General features: G+C 68.2%; 20 protein-coding genes and 1 riboswitch. Of the genes, 14 read left to right on the plus strand and 6 right to left on the minus strand.

Going from position 1 to position 22,329, the window contains the following annotated elements:
• The first annotated feature begins 215 nt into the window (after nt 1–215).
• The 4 genes from VXD91_RS04665 (at nt 216) to VXD91_RS04680 (ending at nt 3,620) form a co-directional block, all read left to right on the plus strand.
• Nucleotides 216–1,670: an MFS transporter gene (locus VXD91_RS04665; protein WP_346414782.1), complete on the plus strand. Its 1,455-nt coding sequence runs from the start codon at nt 216–218 to the stop codon at nt 1,668–1,670.
• On the plus strand, nt 1,660–2,079 hold the full coding sequence (locus tag VXD91_RS04670; RefSeq protein WP_053856484.1) for a MarR family transcriptional regulator: 420 nt from the start codon (nt 1,660–1,662) through the stop codon (nt 2,077–2,079). The genes VXD91_RS04665 and VXD91_RS04670 overlap by 11 nt, the downstream gene beginning before the upstream one ends.
• Before the next feature lie 49 nt (nt 2,080–2,128).
• Nucleotides 2,129–2,494: an FKBP-type peptidyl-prolyl cis-trans isomerase gene (locus VXD91_RS04675; protein ID WP_036419981.1), complete on the plus strand. Its 366-nt coding sequence runs from the start codon at nt 2,129–2,131 to the stop codon at nt 2,492–2,494.
• Nucleotides 2,495–2,612: 118 nt separating this feature from the next.
• Nucleotides 2,613–3,620, plus strand: a complete 1,008-nt coding sequence (locus VXD91_RS04680) for an OmpA family protein (RefSeq protein ID WP_346414783.1) — start codon at nt 2,613–2,615, stop codon at nt 3,618–3,620.
• 87 nt (nt 3,621–3,707) lie between these two features.
• Here the strand turns inward: VXD91_RS04680 and VXD91_RS04685 are convergent, their stop codons facing one another.
• Both VXD91_RS04685 and VXD91_RS04690 read right to left on the minus strand, forming a co-directional pair.
• Nucleotides 3,708–5,057, minus strand: a complete 1,350-nt coding sequence (locus VXD91_RS04685; protein WP_226520642.1) for a HAMP domain-containing sensor histidine kinase — start codon at nt 5,055–5,057, stop codon at nt 3,708–3,710.
• Nucleotides 5,058–5,188: 131 nt separating this feature from the next.
• Nucleotides 5,189–5,899: a response regulator transcription factor gene (locus tag VXD91_RS04690; RefSeq protein ID WP_029104649.1), complete on the minus strand. Its 711-nt coding sequence runs from the start codon at nt 5,897–5,899 to the stop codon at nt 5,189–5,191.
• Between the two features lie 73 nt (nt 5,900–5,972).
• On the opposite strand from VXD91_RS04690, the gene VXD91_RS04695 reads away from it, so the two are divergent.
• The 5 genes from VXD91_RS04695 to VXD91_RS04715 are packed head-to-tail and all read left to right on the plus strand — an operon-like array spanning nt 5,973 to nt 11,906.
• Nucleotides 5,973–6,962, plus strand: coding sequence for a phospholipase D-like domain-containing protein (locus VXD91_RS04695; protein WP_226520643.1), 990 nt, complete (start codon nt 5,973–5,975; stop codon nt 6,960–6,962).
• Nucleotides 6,955–7,554: a chromate transporter gene (locus VXD91_RS04700; protein ID WP_346414784.1), complete on the plus strand. Its 600-nt coding sequence runs from the start codon at nt 6,955–6,957 to the stop codon at nt 7,552–7,554. The genes VXD91_RS04695 and VXD91_RS04700 overlap by 8 nt, the downstream gene beginning before the upstream one ends.
• 10 nt (nt 7,555–7,564) lie before the next feature.
• Complete coding sequence (locus tag VXD91_RS04705) at nt 7,565–8,125, plus strand: chromate transporter (protein WP_346414785.1); 561 nt, start codon at nt 7,565–7,567, stop codon at nt 8,123–8,125.
• 47 nt (nt 8,126–8,172) lie between these two features.
• Complete coding sequence (locus tag VXD91_RS04710; protein WP_346414786.1) at nt 8,173–10,092, plus strand: ABC transporter ATP-binding protein; 1,920 nt, start codon at nt 8,173–8,175, stop codon at nt 10,090–10,092.
• Complete coding sequence (locus tag VXD91_RS04715) at nt 10,089–11,906, plus strand: ABC transporter ATP-binding protein (protein ID WP_346414787.1); 1,818 nt, start codon at nt 10,089–10,091, stop codon at nt 11,904–11,906. Before VXD91_RS04710 ends, VXD91_RS04715 begins: the two co-directional genes overlap by 4 nt.
• Nucleotides 11,907–11,910: 4 nt before the next feature.
• Here VXD91_RS04715 and VXD91_RS04720 read toward each other — a convergent pair whose 3' ends face one another.
• Nucleotides 11,911–12,750: a LuxR C-terminal-related transcriptional regulator gene (locus tag VXD91_RS04720; protein WP_346414788.1), complete on the minus strand. Its 840-nt coding sequence runs from the start codon at nt 12,748–12,750 to the stop codon at nt 11,911–11,913.
• Nucleotides 12,751–12,826: 76 nt separating this feature from the next.
• Between VXD91_RS04720 and VXD91_RS04725 the strand changes: the two genes are divergently transcribed.
• From VXD91_RS04725 to VXD91_RS04740, 4 genes are all read left to right on the plus strand, one after another.
• Nucleotides 12,827–14,527 carry an AMP-binding protein gene (locus VXD91_RS04725; RefSeq protein ID WP_346414809.1) on the plus strand — a complete coding sequence of 567 codons (1,701 nt, stop codon included), beginning with the start codon at nt 12,827–12,829 and terminating at the stop codon, nt 14,525–14,527.
• Complete coding sequence (locus VXD91_RS04730) at nt 14,527–16,149, plus strand: AMP-binding protein (RefSeq protein ID WP_346414789.1); 1,623 nt, start codon at nt 14,527–14,529, stop codon at nt 16,147–16,149. Before VXD91_RS04725 ends, VXD91_RS04730 begins: the two co-directional genes overlap by 1 nt.
• 133 nt (nt 16,150–16,282) lie before the next feature.
• Nucleotides 16,283–16,455, plus strand: a riboswitch (M-box (ykoK) riboswitch).
• A 261-nt stretch (nt 16,456–16,716) separates the two neighbouring features.
• Complete coding sequence (locus tag VXD91_RS04735) at nt 16,717–16,869, plus strand: hypothetical protein (RefSeq protein WP_346414790.1); 153 nt, start codon at nt 16,717–16,719, stop codon at nt 16,867–16,869.
• A gap of 82 nt (nt 16,870–16,951) precedes the next feature.
• Nucleotides 16,952–18,712 carry an NRAMP family divalent metal transporter gene (locus VXD91_RS04740; RefSeq protein WP_346414791.1) on the plus strand — a complete coding sequence of 587 codons (1,761 nt, stop codon included), beginning with the start codon at nt 16,952–16,954 and terminating at the stop codon, nt 18,710–18,712.
• A gap of 43 nt (nt 18,713–18,755) precedes the next feature.
• Here the strand turns inward: VXD91_RS04740 and VXD91_RS04745 are convergent, their stop codons facing one another.
• Nucleotides 18,756–18,950: a hypothetical protein gene (locus tag VXD91_RS04745; RefSeq protein ID WP_226520652.1), complete on the minus strand. Its 195-nt coding sequence runs from the start codon at nt 18,948–18,950 to the stop codon at nt 18,756–18,758.
• A 364-nt stretch (nt 18,951–19,314) separates the two neighbouring features.
• Here VXD91_RS04745 and VXD91_RS04750 point away from each other — a divergent pair, with 364 nt between their 5' ends.
• Nucleotides 19,315–20,061 (plus strand): SDR family oxidoreductase, encoded by a 747-nt coding sequence (locus VXD91_RS04750; protein ID WP_346414792.1) that lies wholly within the window; start codon nt 19,315–19,317, stop codon nt 20,059–20,061.
• 6 nt (nt 20,062–20,067) lie between these two features.
• Here the strand turns inward: VXD91_RS04750 and VXD91_RS04755 are convergent, their stop codons facing one another.
• Both VXD91_RS04755 and VXD91_RS04760 read right to left on the minus strand, forming a co-directional pair.
• Complete coding sequence (locus VXD91_RS04755) at nt 20,068–20,820, minus strand: IclR family transcriptional regulator C-terminal domain-containing protein (protein ID WP_226520654.1); 753 nt, start codon at nt 20,818–20,820, stop codon at nt 20,068–20,070.
• Nucleotides 20,817–22,274, minus strand: coding sequence for an APC family permease (locus tag VXD91_RS04760; RefSeq protein WP_346414793.1), 1,458 nt, complete (start codon nt 22,272–22,274; stop codon nt 20,817–20,819). Before VXD91_RS04760 ends, VXD91_RS04755 begins: the two co-directional genes overlap by 4 nt.
• Nucleotides 22,275–22,329: the final 55 nt, after the last annotated feature.

Raw genomic sequence — 22,329 nt, forward strand, 5'->3', positions numbered from 1 at the left:
AGTGCGCGAGGGGCCGTTCTCTTTCCCGCTCTTTTCCCGCGAGCTTGCCGCGTTCTCTTTTCCCGCGAGCGGCCGTGTTTGTACGGCAACACGCCGCCTTTTGCGTGCAATTCGAGGCCGCTCGCGGGCGCCGAGCGTGCGCGTCCTGCCCATGTCGCCAATGTCACGCCGAAATTCCGTTGCCTCGGCAACGGTTGTAGTTTCACAATGGTTGTGTGAATACAACTATCGACGCGCTCACCTCACGGCGCAAGACGATCATCCTGATCTCCTGCTGCCTGAGTCTGCTGATCGTGTCGATGGACTCCACCATCGTGAACGTCGCGATCCCGTCGATGCGCCGCGACCTCGGCGCGAGCGCCGCCCAGATGCAATGGGTCGTCGACGTCTACACGCTGGTGCTGGCGTCGCTGCTGATGCTCTCCGGCGCCGCCGGTGACCGGTTCGGCCGGCGGCGGGTGTTCCAGATCGGCCTGACGATCTTCGCGTTCGGTTCCCTGCTGTGCAGCCTCGCGCCGACCGCGGACGCGTTGATCGCCGCCCGCCTGGTCCAGGGCATCGGTGGCTCGATGCTCAATCCTGTTGCCTTGTCGATCATTTCGCAGGTCTTCACCGACCGGGTGGAGCGGGCCCGGGCACTCGGTTTCTGGGGCGCGGTCGTCGGCATCTCGATGGCTCTGGGCCCGACCGTCGGTGGCCTGCTGATCCACGCCGTCGGCTGGCGGTCGGTGTTCTGGATCAACCTGCCGATCTGTCTGGCCGCCATCGTGCTGACCGCGATCTTCGTCCCCGAGAGCAAGTCGGGCACCATGCGCGATGTCGACCCGATCGGCCAGGGGCTCGCGGTGGTGTTCCTGTTCAGCCTGGTCTTCACCCTGATCGAGGGGCCGGGGATGGGTTGGGGCCACCCCCGCACCGTGGCCATCGCGGTGCTGGCCGCAGTCGCCCTCGTGGGCTTCCTGCGCTACGAGCGCCGGCGCCACGACCCGTTCATCGATCTGCGGTTCTTCCGCAGCATCCCGTTCGCCGGCGCCACCGTCACGGCCGTGATGGCGCTGACCGGCTGGGGCGCGTTCCTGTTCATGATGTCGTTCTACCTGCAGAACGAACGGCACTACTCGGCCATGCACACCGGCATCATCTATCTGCCCATCGCCATTGGTGCCCTGGTCTTTTCGCCGTTGTCCGGACGGATCGTCGGACGCTACGGTGCCCGGCCGTCACTGATGGTCGCCGGTGTCCTGATGGCCTCGGCCGCCCTCATACTGACGACGCTGACGGCGACGACGCCCATGTGGCGAGTGGTCGTCATTTTCGCGGTGTACGGCATAGGGTTCGCGATGATGAATGCTCCAGTGACCAACGCCGCGGTGAGCGGCATGCCGGTGGAGCGCGCCGGCGCCGCGGCGGCGGTGACGTCCACCAGCCGCCAGGTGGGCGTGAGTATCGGTGTGGCACTGTGCGGTTCGATCGCCGGCTCGGCCCTGGCCGGCAGCGGCGTCGACTTCGCCACGCAGGCCCGGCCGCTGTGGTGGATGTGCGTCGCGATCGGCGTCGCGGTCGCCGTCCTCGGCTTCTTTTCGACCTCGCCGCGTGCACTGCGCTCCGCGGAGCGGCTGGCGCCACTGATCGAGGGATCGCGTGAGCCGGAGCCGGCCGGTGTCCACTGACCCGCTGGCCGACGAGGTCTGGCAGACCATGGCCGCCGTCGTGGTCGAGAACCGCGACAGCTGGAAACGCGCGGTGGTCGAGCAGACCGGACTGCCCTTCAGCCGGGCCCGGATTCTGCGCCGGCTGGATGCCAAGGCCATGACGGCCAAAGAGATCGCCGCCGCGACCGGCATGGACGCGCCGGCCACCACCGTCGCGATCAACGATCTCGAAGAGCGCGGACTGGTTGTGCGCCAACCGGATCCGGAGAACCGGCGCTGCAAACTGGTGTCGCTGACGGACGCCGGTGGCGCGGTGCTGCGCGGCATCGGCCAGATCGATGACCCGGCGCCGCCCGTCTTTGCCACGTTGGACGCCGACGAGCTCGCCACGCTCCGTGACCTGCTGAGCCGGCTGCGCCGCCACTAGGGGTGCGGTTCCTGTCCACCCGCGGCAGGTGCCCGACTACGGTGGTCCCGTGGCAAACACGAAACCTGAGATCGAATTCCCGGACGGCCCGGCACCCGAGACGTTGGTGATCGAGGACGTCATCGTCGGCGACGGTGCCGAGGCGGTGCCCGGCGGCAACGTCACGGTCCACTATGTCGGCGTCGAGTACGACACCGGTGAGGAGTTCGACAGCTCCTGGAACCGCGGCGAGACCATCGAATTCCCCCTGCGCGGCCTGATCCAGGGCTGGCAGGACGGCATCCCCGGGATGCGCGTGGGCGGCCGGCGCAAGCTGACCATCCCGCCCGCACAGGCCTACGGCCCCGCCGGTGGTGGGCACCGCCTGTCCGGCAAGACGCTGATCTTCGTCATCGACCTCGTCGGCGTCCGCTGACCTGATCGACTTTCTGTCGGGCTTAGAGCCCGGCGGTTGTGGCGTGTCATGGCGGCAACGTGCCGTCCCCACAGCTGTCGGGCTCTAGGCTCGAATGTGTTTCAGGGAGGGTTTTGCAATGCCGGACACAGCTGACGTCATCGAGCCGTCCGGCAGCGTCCGTCGCCTCGGCACGCGCGGCAGGGTGGCGGCGCTGGCTGTGGTGGTGGCCGTCGTCGCCGCCGTCGGCTGGGTGGTGTTCGGCACCTCCGACGAGCACCGGGCCCCGAGTTCCATCGCGGCCTCGGCGGTACCGACACCGGCACAACAGCCCGAGTTGACCTCCGCGCCGTTCGCGCTGACCCGCGACGGCAACACCGTCACGCTGACGGGCAGCCTCGCCAACACCCGGTCGAAGTCCGAACTGGCCGCCGCGGTGAAAGCGCAGTGGCTGAACGCCACCTTCAACGACAAGACGACCGTCGTCGACGGCGCCGGCACCCCGGACATGGCGGCCATCGGCAACGTGCTCTCCGCGGCCGATGCCATCGCCGATTTCGGGCTGTCCATCGACGGCGCCACCATCACGCTGATGGGGACGGCGCCCAATCTCGACGTCGCCGGCGAGGTGCAGAGCGCCGCAGCGCTGTCGTTCCCAGGAGCGAAGCTGGCCAACAACATTCAGATTCCGGCGCCGGGTGGTCCGGTGGCGCCGCCCGCGCAGGCACCCTCGTCGGCTCCCGCGCCCACGTCCGCCCCCGCTCCGGCCCCGGCCGGTGGCCCGTGCGCGAAGGTGCAGGCCGACGTCACCGAACTGCTGCGCACCCCGATCAGTTTCGTCACCGGCGGATCGCAGATGACGGGGGAGTCCCGCCGGCTGCTGGTGCAGGTCGCCGACAAGATCCGGGCCGGCTGCCCGAACGGTGCGGTCACCGTGATCGGCTACACCGACAACCAGGGCAGCGACGCCGTCAACCTCAAGCTGAGTGACACCCGGGCCAAAGCCGTTGCCGCCGCGCTGGTTTCGAACGGTGTGCTGGCGGCGAAGATGACGGCCCGCGGCGCCGGCTCCGCCAACCCGATCGCCGACAACGGCACCGAAGAAGGCCGCGCGAAGAACCGGCGGGTCGAGATCACCGTCGGCTGAGCGGCGCCGGCGTTCACCGCGCCGCGAGCGTGCACACCGATCGGCAATTTTCGGAGGATTGCGAGCCGGCTGCACATTCGCGGCGGGCTAGTGATGCCCGGGCAGCCGTAGCAGCAGCCGCGTCCCGCCGAGTGGACTGGTCTCCAATGTCGCCGTCCCGCCGTGCAATTCGGCCTGCTGGGCCACGAGCGCCAGGCCCAGCCCGGAGCCCGAGTGCGACGCCGTGGAACCCCGGTTGAACCGTCCGAAGACCTTCAGGCGTTCCTCTTCGGGCACGCCGCAGCCGTCGTCGTCGACGGCGATCTCGACCCCGGCGCGCGAACTGACCGCCGACAGCTGAACTTTCGACGCACCGCCGTGCTTGACGGCGTTGGCGATCGCGTTGTCGACTGAAAGCCGCAGTCCGGCAGGCAGTCCCACGATGATGATGGTCGGCGCCGGCACCAGCGACACCTCCAGGTCCGGGTACACGCGCATGGCGTCGTGCGCGGCGCGGTCCAGGAGTTCGGTGATGTCCACGGGCACATGGTCATCGACGGTGGACAGCTCGCCCTGCGCCAGCCGCTCCAGCGCCCACAGTGTGGTCTCGATGCGCGACTGCGTGCGCACGATGTCGCTCAGCACTTCCTTGCGCTGCTCGTCGGGCAGGTCGAGCGTGCTCAGGATTTCGACGTTGGTGCGCATCGCGGTGAGCGGGGTGCGCAGCTCGTGCGCCGACACGGCCGCGAAGTCCCGCGCCGACGCCAGCGCGGCCTTCGTCCGGCCCTTCTCCTCCCACACGCGGTCCACCAGACCCTTGACGGCGTCAGCGATTTCGACGGCCTCGGTCGCGCCGCGGACGTCGATGTGCGGGGCCTGCCCGTCCTGGCCCTCCGGATCGATGTCGCGCGTCTGCTGCGCCAGCCGTTTGAGGGGACGCACCGCGAACGCGGCCAGCGCCCAGCCCGCGACGGCGGCCGCGCCAATGGCGAACGCGCACAACGCGATCACCCGGCGGTGCAGATTGTTGGTGTCGACGATCGTCGCGTCGTACGTGGCGCCGACCGCCACCAGCATCGGGTCCGGCATGTGGATCTGCACCGTCCGCACCCGGTACCGGACCCCGTTGACCTGGGTATCGGCGTAGCCGACGGGCAGCTCGGGCAGCACGACATTCGAGTTCGAGCTGACCTGGCCGTTCCGGCGTGCGGTGATGACGACGTTCTCGTCGTGCGGTGGCCGCGGAATCTCGTCGAGCCCGCGCGGCAGGAACGGGATCGCGAAGCCGGCGGCCTCGTCGAGGCGGCGGTCCAGGCGTTCCTTGCGGTCGTTGGTGATGCCGATCCACACGATGGTGCCGACGATCCCGACCACGATGGCCGCGGCGATACCGGTGGCGAACGCGACGCGCGACTGCAGCGACGGAGTGCGACGGAAGACGCGCGCCAGGATGTTCACGGGCTACCGCTGCCGGTTCTTCGCGCAGGCGCTCATCAGTGCACTCGGTTCTTCGCGCAGACGCTCATCAGCGCACTCGGTTCTTCGCGCAGGCGCTCATCAGCGCACTCGGTTCTTCGCGCAGGCGCTCATCACTGCTGCCTGAGCACGAACCCCACGCCGCGGACCGTGTGCAACAGTCGCGGCGCGCCGTTGGCCTCCAGCTTGCGGCGCAGGTAGCCGATGAACACGTCGACGACGTTGGTGTCGGCGGCGAAGTCATAGCCCCACACCAGCTCCAGCAGCTGGGCACGGGACAGCACGGCGGTCTTGTGCTCGGCCAGCACGGCCAGCAGGTCGAACTCGCGTTTGGTCAGGTCGACGTCGGCGCCGTTGACGCGGGCCCGCCGGCCCGGGATGTCCACCTCGAGCGGTCCGACCGAGATGGTCTCCGACGAGAACGTCGCCGTCGCGCCGCGGCGGCGCAGCAGCGCCTTGACGCGCGCCACGAGCTCGGCCAGCACGAACGGCTTGACCAGGTAGTCGTCGGCGCCGGCTTCCAGCCCCGCCACCCGGTCGTCGACCGAGCTGCGGGCCGAGAGCACACACACCGGCACGTCGTTGTCCATGGCGCGCAGCGCGGTGACGACGCTGACGCCGTCGAGCACCGGCATGTTGATGTCCAGAATGATGGCGTCCGGCCGGAATTCGGTGGCACTGCGCAGGGCCTCGGCGCCGTCGACCGCGGTCGACACCTCGAAGCCGGACAGCCGCAGGCCACGCTCCAATGAGGCCAGCACGTCCGGGTCGTCGTCGACTACGAGCAGGCGGGGGGAGGCGCTTCCGCTATCCATATGCCTCATCTTGCCCGATGGCCCATTGTTATTGACGGAGGCACGTCTGGCAGCCGCTATTCGGTGCTAGCATCCGGCGCTTATGGGGCCTGTGTCGCCGCGAGTCATCGTCCAACCCGATGATGGCGTGCAGCCGGTGCGGGATTTCCTCGCGTCGGCGCAGAAGTCGTTGCTCATCAAGCAATTCACGTTCACCGAACCGTCGCTCGTGGCGGCGGTGATCGAGCGCCACCAGGCGGGTGTCGACGTGCGCGTCATGCTGAACCCGGCCCGCTCGGGCGGCGACCGCGCCAATGACGAGACCTTCGAACAGTTCTCGGATGCCGGCGTCAACGTCCAGTGGTCCAACCCGACGTTCTACGTGACGCACGAGAAGTCGATCGTCGTCGACGAGACGGCGGCGCTCGTGGCCACGTTCAACCTGTGCGAGAAGTACTTCACCCTCACGCGGGACTACGGCTTCATCACCACCGAGCCGGACCACGTCGCGCAGATCGTCGAGGTGTTCGACGCCGACTGGTCCCACACCGATTGGGAGCCGTCGCAGTATCACGGCCTGCTGTGGAGCAACTCGAATTCGCGGTACCACATGGCGAAGTTCATCGACACCGCCGAGCACCGGCTGCGCATCCAGCACCCCAAGTACGTCGACGCCGTCATTCTCGACCACATCGCGGCCGCGGTGGGCCGTGGCGTGAATGTCCATGTGCTGTGCGGTGGCAAGCACGGCATCAGCGACTGGGACATCCTCGACACGTTCGCCTCGCTGCGGACCCTGCGCCGGTTCGGCGCGAAGGTGCGCAAGCAGAAGAACCTGCGCGTGCACGCCAAGCTGGTCATCGTCGACGACCACGAAGCCCTCGTGGGTTCGATGAACATCGACCGCAGCGCCTTCGACCTGCGCCGCGAACTGGGTGTGATGGTCAAGGACCCGGATGCCGTCGCGCAGCTGTCGCAGGTGTTCGACGCCGACTGGGAGACCTCGCACCACTACGAGCCGCCGGATCCGCTGGACTCGTCGCAGCATCACGAAGACGACTTCCCGCACGACCCCGAGCTGGTCCATGAGTGAGCAGATCGACTCGACGGCCCAACGGGTTTCGTTGTTCGAGTTGGTCCTGACGTTCAACCACATCGCGCTGGCGTCGTTCGGCGGTGGGCTGTCGGCCTGGTCGCGTGAGGTGCTGGTGGTGGAGAAGGGCTGGCTCGGGGACGCCGAGTTCCTCTCGGCCACAACGATGTGCCGCATCCTGCCCGGTGCCAACCAGGTCAACATGGCGGTATTCGCCGGCACCAAGATGCGTGGCTTCCCCGGCGCGGCCGCCGCGGTGTTCGGCTTGTGCGCCATGCCGCTGGTCATCGTGCTGGCGTTGTCGTTCGCCTACTTCCGGTTCAAGGAGGTGCCCGCCGTCAAGGGCGTGCTGCACGGGGCGTCGGCGGCCGCGGTGGCCCTGACCCTGACGATGGTGCTCAAGACGGGCCAGAAGTGCCTGACGGGCGCGGTGCCGGTCCTGCTGTTCGCCGGCGCATTCGTGCTCAACGGCGTGCTGCGGTTCCCGCTGCTGGGGACGCTCGCGATCCTGGCGCCGCTGAGCCTGCTGTGGGCGTGGCCGCGCGAGCGCGGCAACGACCCAGGGCCGCGGGATCGCGCCACAGCAGCGTGAGCACCCCACGATGAGTACCGCGGCGCTTTCCACCTACATCCAGCTCATCGGGCTGTTCGGCATGCTGTCGCTGCTGTCCATCGGCGGCGGCAACGTCGTGCTGCCGGAAATGCACATCAACGCCGTCAACGGCAGGCACTGGCTGTCCGACAACCAGTTCGCCGACCTGTTCTCGATCTCGCAGACCGCGCCGGGCCCGAGCATCCTGATCGTGTCGATGGTCGGCTACGGCGCCGGTCTGAAAGAGGGCGGCATTCCCGGCGCGATCATCGGCGGCGTCGTGTCGATGGTCGCGATGGTGGTGCCGGCCGCGGGCTTCGTGTACGTCATCACGTTGATCTGGCAGAAGGCCGAACGCTCCAAACTGCGCCGCGCGGTCGAGAAGGGTTTCGCCCCGCTCACGGTCGGCCTCATCCTGGCGGCGTCGCTGGTCATGAGCCGTGCCGCGGACCACGACTGGCGCGCCTACACCGTCACCGCGGTGTGCACCGTGATCTTCATGCGCACCAAGCTGAATCCGCTGATCGTCGTCGCCGCGGCCGGTCTGGTCGGGTACCTGGGTTTCATCTGACCTGGTCGTGCCGCCGCGCACCGGGTATGTCGGTGGCACGTGCGAGCATGGAAGTTGTTGTGTCTGATGTAGCCCAGCCCCTGCAGTCGGCTCCGGCGATCGCTCCGGTGCCGCAGCGCCGACGTGCGTCGGTGGACCTGCTGCGCCTGCTGCCGTATCTGCGGCCGTACCGCGGACGCTGGGCCGCCATGCTGCTCACGGCGTTCGCCGGTCTGGGCGTGACGGTGTCCATCCCATTGGTGACCAAGGCCGTGATCGACGGCCCGGTGCGGCACCAGGACCAGCCGGGCCTGTGGGTGCTCGGTTCGGCCGCGCTGACGTTGGGGCTCGTCGAGGCGGTGCTGTGGTTCATCCGGCGCTGGCTCGGGGCCCGCGCGACCATGGGCGTCGAGGCCGACATCCGCAAGGAGCTGTACGCGCGCCTGCAGATCCTGCCCATGTCGTTCCACCGGCAGTGGCAGTCCGGGCAATTGCTGTCGCGGGTGATGAACGACCTTGGCACCATTCGCCAATTCCTCGGCTTCGGCCTGCTGTTCTTGGTGCTCAACACGATTCAGATCATCGTGGTGACCGGCATCCTGCTGACCATGTACTGGCCGCTGGGTGTGGTGGTGCTGGCGTCGGTGCTGCCGGTGTCCGTCACGATCTTCCGGTTCGAGCGGCAGTTCACCGTGCTGTCGCGGCAGGCGCAGGACCAATCCGGCCATGTCGCAACGCATGTCGAGGAGTCGGCCCTGGGCCTGCGGGTGATCAAGTCGTTCGGCCGCGAGGACTACGTCTACCGGCGGTTCGACGAGCGGGCGACGGCCCTGTACGACGCCGAGGTCGGCAAGGTGGCGGTGTCGGCGCGCTTCTGGACGCTGCTCGAGGTCATCCCCAACCTGACGCTGATCTTCGTGCTCGGGTTCGGTGCGTACGCGGCCGGCCACGGTCAGGTCACCATGGGCACGCTCGTCGCGTTCATCACCATGATGCTGTCGCTGGTGTGGCCCATCGCGTCGCTGGGCTTCCTGCTGTCGATGATGCAGGAGTCCATGACGGCCGCCAATCGGGTCGCCGAGATCTTCGACGCGCCAGTGGATATCAGCGACGGACCGGTCGACACCGTGCCACGTGGCGGGCACCTGGAACTGCGTGACGTCGGCTTCCGTTTCCCCGACGCCGAACCTGACGACTGGGCGCTGCGCCACGTGTCGGTGACGGTCGAGCCGGGGCAGACATTGGCGCTCGTCGGCGCCACCGGCTCCGGCAAATCGGTTCTCGCCGCACTGTTCTCACGGCTGTACGACGTCACCGAGGGCGCGATCCTGCTCGACGGACGAGACATCCGCGAACTGTCGCTGCCCGCCTTGCGGACCGCCGTGGCCACTGCCTTCGAGGACCCGACGCTGTTCTCGATGTCGGTCGTCGAGAACCTCACCCTCGGTCGCGGCGCCGACAACCCGGCGACCGACGACGAGATTCGCGAGGCGATCGACATCGCCGCCGCCCAGTTCGTCTACGACCTGCCGTTCGGGCTCGACACCCGTATCGGTGAGCAGGGCATGAGCCTGTCCGGTGGTCAGCGGCAACGTCTTTCGCTGGCCCGGGCCATCCTGGCCGCGCCGTCACTGCTGGTGCTCGACGACACCCTGTCGGCCCTGGACATGCACACCGAAGCGGAGGTCACCGTCGCGCTGCGGCGGGTGCTGACGTCGGTGACGGGCATCGTGGTGGCGCACCGTGCGTCCACCGTGCTGCTGGCCGACCGGGTGGCGCTGCTGCAGGACGGCACCATCACCCGCATCGGCACACACGCCGAATTGCTCGAGCAGGCACCGGAATACCGATACCTGCTGTCCGCCGACGACGAGCTCGACGACGGTTGCGAGCGCAGTTGCGACTGGGAGCAGGACGCCGAACGCGAACGGCTCGAGCAGCTGTATCTGGAGCAGACGGACGAGTCCGAAGAGGTGCGGAGGCGATGAGCACCGAGAGCTGGCGCGGCCAGACGGTCGACAAGGTCGAGGACCTGCCCATCGACGAGAACGTCTCGCGGCGTCGCGAGGCACGGTCCCTGCTGGGCTCGTTGCTGAAGCCGTACCGGTTCGCGGTCCTGCTGCTGGCGCTGGTCGTCGTCGTCGAAAACGGTGCGCGCCTGTCGGTTCCGCTGCTCGTGCAGCGCGGCATCGACCACGGCATCCCGCCGATCCTGCAGGGCGGGCCGGCCCGTGAACTGCTGCAGATCGTCGCGGCCCTGTGTGGCGTCGTGGTGCTGCAGGCCACGTTCCGGCTGTTCTTCCTGAACCGGTCGGGCCGCATCGGGCAGAAGGTGCTGCTGGAGCTGCGGCGCCGGGTGTTCCGGCAGTTCCAGCGCCTCGACGTCGCCTTCCACGACCGCTACACCTCGGGCCGCGTGGTGAGCCGGTCCACCAACGACATCGAAGCCATCCAGACCATGCTGTCGACGGGTTTCGACAGCCTCATCACCGCCGTGCTCACCCTGGGCGGCACCGCGGTCCTGCTCGTCACGCTCGACGTGCGGCTGGGCCTGATGTGCCTGGGTGCCTTCCCGCTCCTGGTGCTGCTGGTCGCCTGGTTCCGGCGCGAATCATCGAAGACGTACCGCACCGTCCGGGAACGCGCGGCGCTGGTGATCGTCCAGTTCGTCGAAACCATGACGGGCATCAAAGCGGTGCAGGCCTACCGGCGCGAGCCGCGCAACCAGGAGATCTTCGACGACGTCGTCGACGACTACCGCGTCATCAACGAACGCACCATGACCCTGCTCGCGGTGTTCATGCCCGCGGTCAAACTCATCGGCAACGTCACCACCTCGGTGGTGCTGCTGTACGGCGGCTACCTGGTGCTGCACGGCCGCATGACGATCGGCACGCTGACGGCCTTCCTGCTGTACCTGCGCATGTTCTTCGAACCGATGCAGGAGATTTCGCAGTTCTTCAACACCTTCCAGTCGGCGGCGTCGGCGCTCGAGAAGCTGGCCGGGGTGCTCGCGCAGCAGCCCGCCATCATGGACCCCGCCGACCCTGTCGCGCTGGCGACGGTCAAGGGGGACATCGCTTTTCGGGGTGTCAGCTTCGGCTACACCCCGCAGCGTCCGGTGCTGCCCGAACTGAATCTGACGGTGCCCGCCGGGCAGACCGTCGCCCTCGTCGGTGCCACCGGCGCGGGCAAGACCACCATCGCCAAGCTCATCGCGCGTTTCTACGATCCGGTGACCGGCACCGTCACCCTCGACGGCATCGACCTGCGGTCCATCGCCCAGACCGAGCTGCGTCAGCACGTCGTGATGGTGACGCAGGAGAACTTCATGTTCGCCGGCACCGTCGCCGACAACATCCGGTTCGGGCGCCCCGACGCCACCGACGACGAGGTCCGCGCGGCCGCGGAAGCCGTTGGCGCGGACCGGTTCATCGACAATCTGCCGGACGGTTACGACACCGACGTCGCCAATCGGGGTGGACGGCTGTCGGCGGGGCAGCGCCAGTTGGTCGCGTTCGCCCGCGCGTTCCTGGCCGACCCCAAGGTGCTGATCCTCGACGAGGCGACGTCGTCGCTGGACATCCCGACCGAGCGCCTGGTGCAGCGCGCGCTGGCGACCGTGCTGGCCGGGCGGACCGCGCTCGTGATCGCGCACCGGCTCTCCACCGTGCAGTCCGCGGACCGGGTCCTGGTCCTCGACGGCGGCCGCATCGTCGAAGACGGTCCGCCCGACGACCTGGTCGCGCAGAACGGGCGGTACGCGGCGCTGCACCGCGCCTGGATCGACTCGCTGGCCTGACCGGTCAGGGAATCAGCCGCAGCTGCCGCGCCTTCGACACCGCCTCGTGCCGGCTGTGGGTGCCGAGTTTCGTCGCGGCACTGCGCAGATAGCTCTTGACGGTCTCGGGTTTGAGGGAAAGCCGCTGGGCGGCTTCGGTATTGGTGCAGCCCAGTGCGATCTGCGCCAGCACGTCGAGTTCACGCGGGCTGAGCGGACCGGCCGGTGCGGGCCCACCGGCCAGTGCCTCGGCCAGCCGGTCGGCGAGGCCGCCGAGATCGCTCGGTGCGACGGGCGCGTTTCCGGCCGCCAGCCGTCGCAGCTCGGCGTGCACTTGGCGGATGTGTTCGGTGTTGACCGCCGTGTCGGCGGCCGCGGCCTGCTGCAGCCGCAGCCGGCGGTCCACTTCGTCGCGGATCGTCAGTTCGTCCGACAGGCGCTGCGCCGACGCCATGATCAGGTCGACGGTCCGCCCGCCGAAAGGTGCGCTGGACCGGTAGGCGCCGTAGAGCACCGCCCGGGCCCGGCCATCGACCACGACCGGTACCGCCAGCACCGACCGGATGCCCTCCGACAGCACGGGCATGTCGTAGTCGTGGGTGATGGACGGTGCGTGCCGGTAGTCGGTCACCGCGAGCGGCTGACCCGAGACCATGCTGGCCCCGCCGAGCCCGCACATCGAGCGCACCGTCAACCCGCGGAGACCGCCGCCGCGGGTGCCGTAGAACTCCGTGATCAGCAGCGCGTCGTCGTGCACCTCGCCGCCGAACATCACCGGCACCGCACCCTCGGAGCCGAGACGTCGCAGCTCAGCGCGGACCGCGTCGGTATCACGCGGGCGCAGCAGAGACGGGCCGGTCGTCACGGTCAGTACCCTCTTTCGGGGGTAGCGGGCGGATGGGTGTGACGTAGATCCTACGTTCATGGCGACAGAGGCTGTGATCACCACCAACACCGAGCAGTACCGAGCGGCCCGGGACCGGCTCGTGGCGTCGATCGGTGACTACTCGCAGGCCGTCGATTCGTTCAGCTGGCCGCGGCTGACCGGCACGTTCAACTGGGCCACCGACTGGTTCGACGTCATCGCCCGCAGCCCCGAACGGGCCGGGCAGACGGCGCTCTGGATCACCGAAGAAGGCGGTGACGAGCAGCGCTACACGTTCGCCGAGATGGCCGACCGGTCTGACCAGGTCGCGACGTGGCTGCAGTCGCTGGGCGTGGGAAAGGGCGACCGCGTCATCGTCATGCTGGGCAACCAGGTCGAGCTGTGGGAGTCGATGCTGGCGGTGGCCAAGCTCGGCGCGGTGGTGATGCCGACGACCGGGGCACTGGGCCCGGCCGACCTGGCCGACCGGATCACCCGCGGCGGCGCGGGCTTCGTGGTGACCAATGCCACGGACGCGGACAAGTTCGCGTCCGTCGACGGGCAGTACACCGGCATCGTCGTCGGGGATTCGGTGCCCGGCTGGCACCGCTACGCTGATGCGTACCAAGCGGTTTCGGCCGGTCCGTTCCGCGAGGTCACCGACGTCGACGACCCGCTGCTGGTCTACTTCACCTCGGGCACCACCAGCAAGCCCAAACTCGTTGAGCACTCGCAGATTTCGTATCCCGTCGGCCACCTGTCCACGATGGCCTGGATCGGGGTGACGCCCGGCGACGTCCATCTGGCGATCAGTTCGCCGGGCTGGGCCAAGCACGCCTGGAGTTGTGTGTTCGCGCCGTGGATCGCCGAGGCGACGATCTTCGTCTACAACTACGGCCGCTTCGACGCCGCCGCGCTCATGGCACAGCTGCGCCGCGCCGGCGTCAACACCTTCTGCGCGCCGCCGACCGTGTGGCGGATGTTGATCCAGGCCGACCTCGGCACCAAACCCGAAGGGCTGCGCGAGATTCTGGGCGCCGGTGAACCGCTGAACCCCGATGTCATCGCCAAGGTGCAGGACGCCTGGGGCCTGACCATCCGGGACGGCTTCGGCCAGACCGAGACCACTCTGCTGGTCGGCAACACTCCAGGCCAGCCTGTCAAGGCCGGATCGATGGGCCGGCCGATGCCGGGTGTGCCCGTGGTGTTGGTCGACCCGGTGACCGGCGAGCCGGCCGACGAGGGCGAGATCTGCCTCGAGCTGGGCGCGCGGCCGCTCAACCTGATGACGGGTTATCTCGCTGACCCGCAACGCAATGCGGCCGTCATGGCGGGCGGTTACTACCACACCGGTGACGTGGCCTCCCGCGACGACGACGGCTACATCACGTACATCGGCCGCACCGATGACGTGTTCAAGTCGTCGGATTACAAGGTGTCGCCCTTCGAATTGGAGAGCGTGCTCATCGAGCATCCCGCGGTGGTGGAAGCCGCGGTGGTGCCGCAGCCCGACGACACCCGGCTCGCCGTGCCGAAGGCGTACGTCTGCCTGGCAGACGGCTGGAGTGCCGATGCGGACACCGCACGGGCGATCATGGAATTCGCGCGGGACCACCTGGCGCCGTACCTCAAGGTTCGGCGGGTGGAATTCTTCGATCTGCCCAAGACCATTTCCGGCAAGATCCGGCGCGTTGACCTGCGCAAGCGCGAAGATCAATCGCATGCGGCCGGCACCCCGATCGCATCGGAATACCGCTATGAGGATTTGGTGAACTGATGCTGAGCTACGACGCGGGCCCCACCGACACCCCGATCCTGGAGGAGACCATCGGGGCCAACTTCGAGCGCACCGTCGCGGCCCATCCGGACACGCTCGCGTTGGTCGACCGCGGGCAAGGACTGCGGTACACGTACGCCGAACTCAACGCCGAGGTCGACCTGATCGCCCGCGGCCTGATGGCCCGCGGCATCGAGAAGGGCGACCGGGTCGGTGTCTGGTCGCCCAACTGTGCGCAGTGGATCGTGACGCAGCTCGCGACAGCCAAGATCGGCGCCATCCTGGTCAACGTGAATCCGGCGTACCGGGTGCACGAACTTGCCTACGCGCTCAACCAATCCGGGATGCGGATGCTGATCTCGGCGGCGTCGTTCAAGACGTCCGACTACGCGGCGATGATCGACGAGGTCCGTCCGCAGGTTCCAGACCTCACTGACGTCGTCTTCCTGGACGGCCCGGACTGGGAGCGGTTGCGTGCCGACAGCGCGGCGGTCGGGGCCGACGCCTTGGCGGCCCGGCATGCCGCACTGTCCAACACCGACCCGATCAACATCCAATACACCTCGGGCACAACCGGGTTCCCGAAAGGTGCGACGCTGTCGCACCGCAACATCCTGAACAACGGCTACTTCACCACGGAGGGCATCAACCTGCGGGCGGGGGAGCGGCTGTGTGTCCCGGTGCCGTTCTACCACTGCTTCGGCATGGTGATGGGGGTGCTCGGCTGCATGAGTCATGGTGCGGCCGTGGTGATCCCGGCCCCCGGGTTCGACCCGGCGGCCACCCTCGATGCCATCGAGGCCGAGCAGTGCGCCGGCGTCTACGGCGTGCCGACGATGTTCATCGCGATGCAGAACCATCCGTCGTTCGCCGGGCGGGACCTGTCGAGCCTGCGTACCGGCATCATGGCCGGATCGGTGTGCCCCGTCGAGGTGATGAAGCACTGCGTCTCCGACATGCACATGGCCGAGGTCGCGATCTGCTACGGCATGACGGAGACGTCGCCGGTGTCGTGCCAGACGCTGATCGACGACGACCTGGACCGCCGCACCGCGACCATCGGCCGGGCGCATCCGCATCTCGAGGTCAAGGTCGTCAACCCGGAAACCGGCGAGACGGTGGAGCGCGGCGAGCCGGGGGAGTTCTGCACGCGCGGCTATTCGGTCATGTTGGGCTACTGGAACAACGACGAAAAGACCCGGGAGGCCATCGATTCCGAGGGCTGGATGCACACCGGTGATCTCGCGGTGATGCGGGCCGACGGCTACTGCGCCATCGTCGGCCGCATCAAGGACATGGTGATCCGCGGTGGGGAGAATGTGTACCCGCGCGAGATCGAGGAGTTCCTGTACACGCACCCCGACATCGAGGATGCCCAGGTGATCGGCGTGCCCGACGCCCGCTACGGCGAGGAGATCTGCGCGTGGCTGCGGCTGCGGCCCGGCGCGGCGCCGCTGGACGCCGCCGCCATCCGCGAATTCACCGCGGATCGGCTGGCGCACTTCAAGATTCCGCGCTACGTACACATCGTCGACGAGTTCCCGATGACCATCACCGGCAAGGTCCGCAAGGTCGACATGCGCGCCGAGAGCATCCGCATCTTCGGTCTCGAGCAGCCTTAGCGCGAGGTTTTCTCGCCGCGAATGTGCAGGCAGCCCTGTTCCCGGCAAATTTGGCGATCTCTTGGCACGCTCGCGGGGAATGGTCCGAACAATCGAGTTGACGGGTCTACGCGCCCGGGTTACCTTGGCTACGTCAGCACCTCGCTAGGCGAGGCTCCTGGACGAACAGAAGCCACTGATCCGACGACGTCGAGAGACGCCCAGGGTCAGGACAGGTCTCCCCGGATTAAGGGGTTACCCAAAGTGGCTATCCACCGCGGTGGATTACGTCGTCCAGTGCCGAAGCTCTGACGAGAGGGGTGCGGCAGCGCATGGTTTTAACAGCCTTTTAATGGGTATAGGTTCGCTGCCATCTCCCTTTTGTGTTGTCATGGGATAGCTGCCCCGAGGTGGGCCCGACGGCTAGGAGGTGAGGTACGACGTGAGATCTGGCGATGGCGACAGTTCCAGTTTGGGACGAAAACACCACGTAGACACCAGCATCCGAGCACTCCCGTTATCCTGCCGACCGGCCGGTTCCGCCTGACCGACAGGCCACGGGAGTCCGATCCCGACAGGAGCTCTGTCATGACCGTATTCCGCAACCGCACCGTCCGCCGCATTGCCCGGCTGGTGCACAGCCGCACGCACCTGACCCCGCAGGAACGGCACAACCTGCAGTTGTCGCACACGCCGCTCGCGGTGATCTCGGCGTCTCTCGGGGCGCACCCCAACTTCTGATCCGTTCGGCCGCACGGTCCGCCCACCGATTCCGGTGGGCGGACCCCTGTTGTGCTGCCATTTTCCCGGGAGGAATCTCGACATGGCCCTGTTTGCCCGTACCCCGCGGCCCGCCGGCGAAACGTCAGCGCGGCAACGTGATTCACCGAGCACCGCGGTGCTCGACACCGCGCACGTCGGCGACATCGTCGGCGCCCTCGGCACCATCCGCACCGACGAGACCGCGACCGGTCGCGGCCGCCTGCAGCGGTTGAAGATGCTGCTCGTGGTGATGGGACCCGGCCTCATCGTCATGGTCGGCGACAACGACGCCGGCGGCGTCGCGACCTACGCACAGGCCGGCCAGAACTACGGCATGGCCCTCATGTGGACACTGGCGCTGCTGATTCCGGTGCTGTACGTCAACCAGGAGATGGTGGTCCGGCTCGGCGCCGTCGCCGGGGTGGGGCACGCCCGCCTGATCTTCGCGCGGTTCGGCAAGTTCTGGGGCGCCTTCAGCGTCGGCGATCTGTTCATCGTCAACGCGTTGACCATCGTCACCGAATTCGTCGGGGTGTCCATGGCGTTGAACTACTTCGGGCTGCCCAAGGCGATCTCGGTGCCGCTCGCGGCGGTGCTGCTGTTCGCCGTGGTGGCCGGTGGTTCGTTCCGCCGTTGGGAGCGTTTCATTTTCGCGTTGATCGCGATCAACATCGTGATCTTCCCGCTGGCGTTCATCGTGCACCCGTCCGCGACCGAAACCGCGAAGGGCCTGATCCCGTCATTCCCGGGCGGCCTCAACTCGACGCTCTTGCTGCTGATCGTGGCCATCGTCGGCACCACCGTCGCGCCGTGGCAGCTGTTCTTCCAGCAGTCCAACATCGTCGACAAGCGGTTGACCCCCAAGTGGATTCGCTACGAGCGGATCGATCTGTGGATCGGCATCGTCGTGGTGATGGTGGGTGCGGTCGCGATCATGGCCGCCGCCGCGTTCGGGCTCGCCGGCAGTGCCGCGGCCGGCAACTTCACCGACGCCGGTGACGTGGCAACTCAGCTGGGCCGGCACGTGTCGCCCACCGCGGGTGCGCTTTTCGCCATCCTGCTGCTGGACGCCTCGCTCATCGGGGCCAATGCCGTCGGCCTCGCCACCACCTACGCCCTGGGCGACACCATGGGCAAGCGGCACTCGCTGCACTGGAAAGTCAGCGAGGCGCCGGCCTTCTATCTGGGCTACGCGGCACTGCTCGCGGTGGCGGCCGCGGTGTCGTTCAGCCCGGATCACGTGCTGGGTCTGCTGACCCAGGGTGTGCAGGCGCTGGCCGGGGTGCTGCTGCCGTCGGCGACGGTGTTCCTGGTGCTGTTGTGCAACGACAAGGCGGTGCTGGGCCCGTGGGTCAACACCATGCGGCAGAACATCATGGCCGGCGTGATCGTGTGGGCGCTGGTGCTGCTGTCGCTGGCCCTGACGGCGGCGACGTTCTTCCCGAATCTGACTGCCGCGCAACTCGAGTGGGGCTTCGGGGTCGGAGTCGGCGTCGGCATGCTCGGCGGCGGGGTCATCGCCGGTGCGACGGCGCGGTCGCGGCACCGGCAACGGAAGCAGGCCGCTGTCGACGTGGCCGCGGAGCTGGGCGGTCTGGACCCGGAGCAGGTGGAGGATCTGGACGACCAACCCGACGACCGCACCGTCCGGAAGGCGCTGCGGAACCAGGAGCGGGACAGCTTCCGCACGCCCGCGCTGGACACCCTGGACCGGCCCGCCTGGTCGCCGCTGCGGGTGGCCGGCATGGTCGCATTGCGCGGTTACCTGCTGGTGGCTGTGGTGCTGGTCGGGGTGAAGGTCGCCGAGGCGATCAGCGGCTGACAGAAGTGGGCGCGGTGCCGGTGGTGCCGCGCCCACCTACGGCTCACAGTGAATCGCGTGCGGGGCAGTGCGAGGTGTCGCCGTCCTTGCAGGTACACAAGGCCGTGTGCCGACGTTCCGGAGCGATGCCAGCAACATCGTCCGCCGGGCCGCGTACCGCCGTGACGATCGACGCCGTCCCCGCCGCCGCGGTGAGCAGCAACTCGACTTGATTTGCGGACTGCAGCAGAACGACCAATTGATGCACTGTAAACAGCCGATTTACCACGCTGACCGTCCGATGCATTGCATTGCTGTGCGTATCCCGATTCGTCCTCGCCGACTGTCGCACAGTACCGACGCGTGCGTCAATACCGCAAACGCTCAGGTGTGGCCTCGCAGCCGGTGCCGGGCGCTGTCACATGAGCGGGGGCACCAATTGTGTTGCGTCGTTCCGCAATACGGGAGCCGGCCGCAGCGGTGGCGGATCCGCGCCGTGCCCAGCGCGCAGACCGCCGAGATGTCCCCGGATGCCGGTTTCACAACCTGCGGCACGGCATGCGACGTAGGCTGACAGGTCCGGCTCCCGTGTCGGCGTGGCGACGGCGAAAGGTGTTGGCACAGTGAAGGTGACAGTGATCGGGGCCAGTGGCCTCATCGGGACCCTGCTCGTCGATCTCCTGACGCGGGAAGGCGAGGACGTGGTCGCCGCATCCCGGCGCTCCGGTGTCGATGTGCTCAGCGGGGCAGGCCTCGCCAAGGCCTTGGCGGGCGCCGACGCCCTCGTCGACGTCACGAACTCGCCGTCCTTCGCCGACGAGGACGTGATGGATTTCTTCGTCCGGTCGACCACCAATCTGGTGGCCGCGGCACAGGCGGCGGGGGTCGGCCACTATGTCGCACTGTCGATCGTGGGCGTCGACGCCCTGCCGGACAGCGGCTACATGCGGGCGAAGGTCGCGCAAGAGCGGATCATCGAGGCGTCCGGGTTGCCCTACACGATCGTCCGTGCCACGCAGTTCCATGAGTTCGCGAAGGCGATCGTCGAGTCGATGGTCGTCGAGATCGACACCGATGAGGGCGACGAGCACGATGTGCGGGTGCCGGATGCGCTGATTCAACCGATCGCGGCCGACGAGGTGGCGGCCTACCTGGCCGAGGTCGCGATCGAGCCGCCGCGCAACCATGTGATCAATATCGGTGGACCAGAGAAGATCCCGTTCTCCCGGATGGCCCGGGAGGTGCTGGCGCTGCATCATGACGACCAGCGGGTGGTGGTCGACCCGCACGCGAAGTACTTCGGCACGACGCTGAAGAAGGACAGCCTGGTCACCGGGGCCGGGGCGATGATCGCCGCGATTCCTTTCTGATCGGCCTCACGCCAGCAGCGGCGCCAATTGGGTTGCGCAGTCCTGCAACACCGGAATCTGCTTCCGCAGGAGCTGCTCCTGCTCGGCCCGTCCCGACATGGCCACCGCGGCCACCAAGGTGGCGGTGGTCGACCGGACCGGCACCGCGACACACGCCGAATCGGCCCGCAGCTCCCCGGTCTGGACGGCGTAGCCGCGCTCCCGGACCTCGGCGAGCTGTTCGGCCAGAGCGGATTTCGAGGTGATGGTGCGGTCGGTGAGCGTCGCCGGGTTGAGGGCGAGCAGCGTCTCGGCATCGTGCTTCTCCGCGAGCAGCAGCTTGCCGACGGCACTGGCGTGCAGGTGCCGGTTGAGCACCGATTCGTCTGCGGGCGGCGGGTATTCGCCGTCGGCGTCGGCGAGGCGCACCGAGGTGTTCGTGAAGTAGAACAGGTGCACCCCGAAGCGCACCGACAGCCGCAGCTCGGCCAGCGTCTCGCGGGCCTTGGTGCACACGGTGGGGGAGACCGCGGCATCGATCAGCAGGCCCATCCGCGGGCCCAGCGCGAACCCCGACAGGTCCGGCAGCCGAACGATGTAGCCGTCGGCGACAAGGAGATTCAGCAGCCGGTAGGTGGTGGCCGACGGCATGGACAGGTGCTCGGCGATGTCTTTCGCGGTGACCCCGGTGCCCGCCAGCGCCACGGCCTCGAGCACCTGAAGGGCGCTCTGGACGGCCTTGGGCTGGCGACCCGACAGCGCACCGTCGGCGGGGCTCACCGGCGCACCTCCCACGGGTTGTAGTCGGCGAAGACGTCACCGGCGACCGTTTCGTCGAACACCCCGACCCGTTCGGCGAGATCGGGAATCTGGCGGCGGCGGGCCAGGAATGCCGCCAAACCCAGTGCCAGCAGCGCGGAGTAGACGGCGGTGGCGATCCACACCGGCGATGCCACGGTCAGCGCGGCCCAGACGATGATCGCGATCATGGTGGCGGCGGTGGCCAGTCCGACGACCAGTGGCACGGTGGTGAGCTCGCCGATCCGGCGCAGAAATGCCGGAGTGGCCAGACACACCAGCAGATACGCCACGATGTAGCCGTGGGCCGACACCGCCAGCAGCCCGACGAGGACGTCACGGCTGGACTCTGCGGCGAACAGATAGGCGACCGGCACCGCGACGATCACCGGCATCGCGACGGTGAGCGCGACGTGCGGGGTGCGATAGCGCGGGTGAGCGTGGCCGAGGGCGTCCGGCAGCAGGCCCTCGCGTCCCATCGCGAACAGCGTCCGGGACAGCGCGGTGGTGGAGCCGATCACGCATGCGATCCAGGACGCGGTGATGCCGACTTCCATCGCGACGGACAGCGCGCCGGCCAAGGTGTCGGCCGAGTCGGGGAGGGAGAGCACGATGGGTGTCGACCCGGTGCGGGTCTGGATCGTGCCGGTGGTCTGCAGGACGGCGGCGAACGTGTACAGCGCCCCCAGGGCCAGCGGCGTCCAACGGATGGCCCGGCTGACGGTGACGAACGGGCGCTGCGCCTCGCGGGCCACGGTACTGGCGCTCTCGAAGCCCACGTACGAGGTGATCGCGAGCAGCAGCGCGAACCCCAGCGCGGAATGTGGCGCATCCGCAACGGCTTTCGGTGATGCGGAGCTACCGGTCACGGCCCCGCCGAAGGCGATCATCAACACCACCCCGGCGACCACGATCGCGAACAGCTCGACGGCGAGCGAGATGCGCGCCGACAGCCTGATGCCCCGCACCATGAGGATCAGTGCCGCGGCGCCGACCAGTACGGTCAGGCCGGCGATGACGGGTTTGCCTGCCGGCACCCCGACGCGGCCCAAGAGCGTCGCCAGGTAGCCGGCCGCGCCGAGCGCGCTCGCCATCGCGGCCGCGGCGTAGCCGACGACCAGCGACCAGCCCGCCGCGACACCGGGAACCGGGCCGAGGCCCTTGACGGTGTAGCTGTACAGCCCGCTCACCGCGACCATGCGCGTGGAGAACTGCGTGATGCAGTACCCGACCGCGGTCATCATGAGCGCGGTCAGGATGAACACCGCGATCGTGGTGTGGCCGGCCGCCGGCAGGACCAGCGCGGGCAGCGTGACCATCACGGCCGACGGCGCCACCGCCGACACCGACTGCCCGAGAACCTGGGTGAACGTCAGCTGCGCGCGCTGAAGCCCGGCGACCGGCGAGCGGCTCCGGATGGTTCGGGTGGGGCCCATTTGTCGGAAGGTAGCCGATGGCCGCCGACCTCGGCAGCGTTGTCGGGTAAACATC

Source organism: Mycobacterium sp. SM3041 (genome assembly GCF_039668335.1).
In the GTDB taxonomy this organism is placed as follows: Bacteria; Actinomycetota; Actinomycetes; order Mycobacteriales; family Mycobacteriaceae; genus Mycobacterium.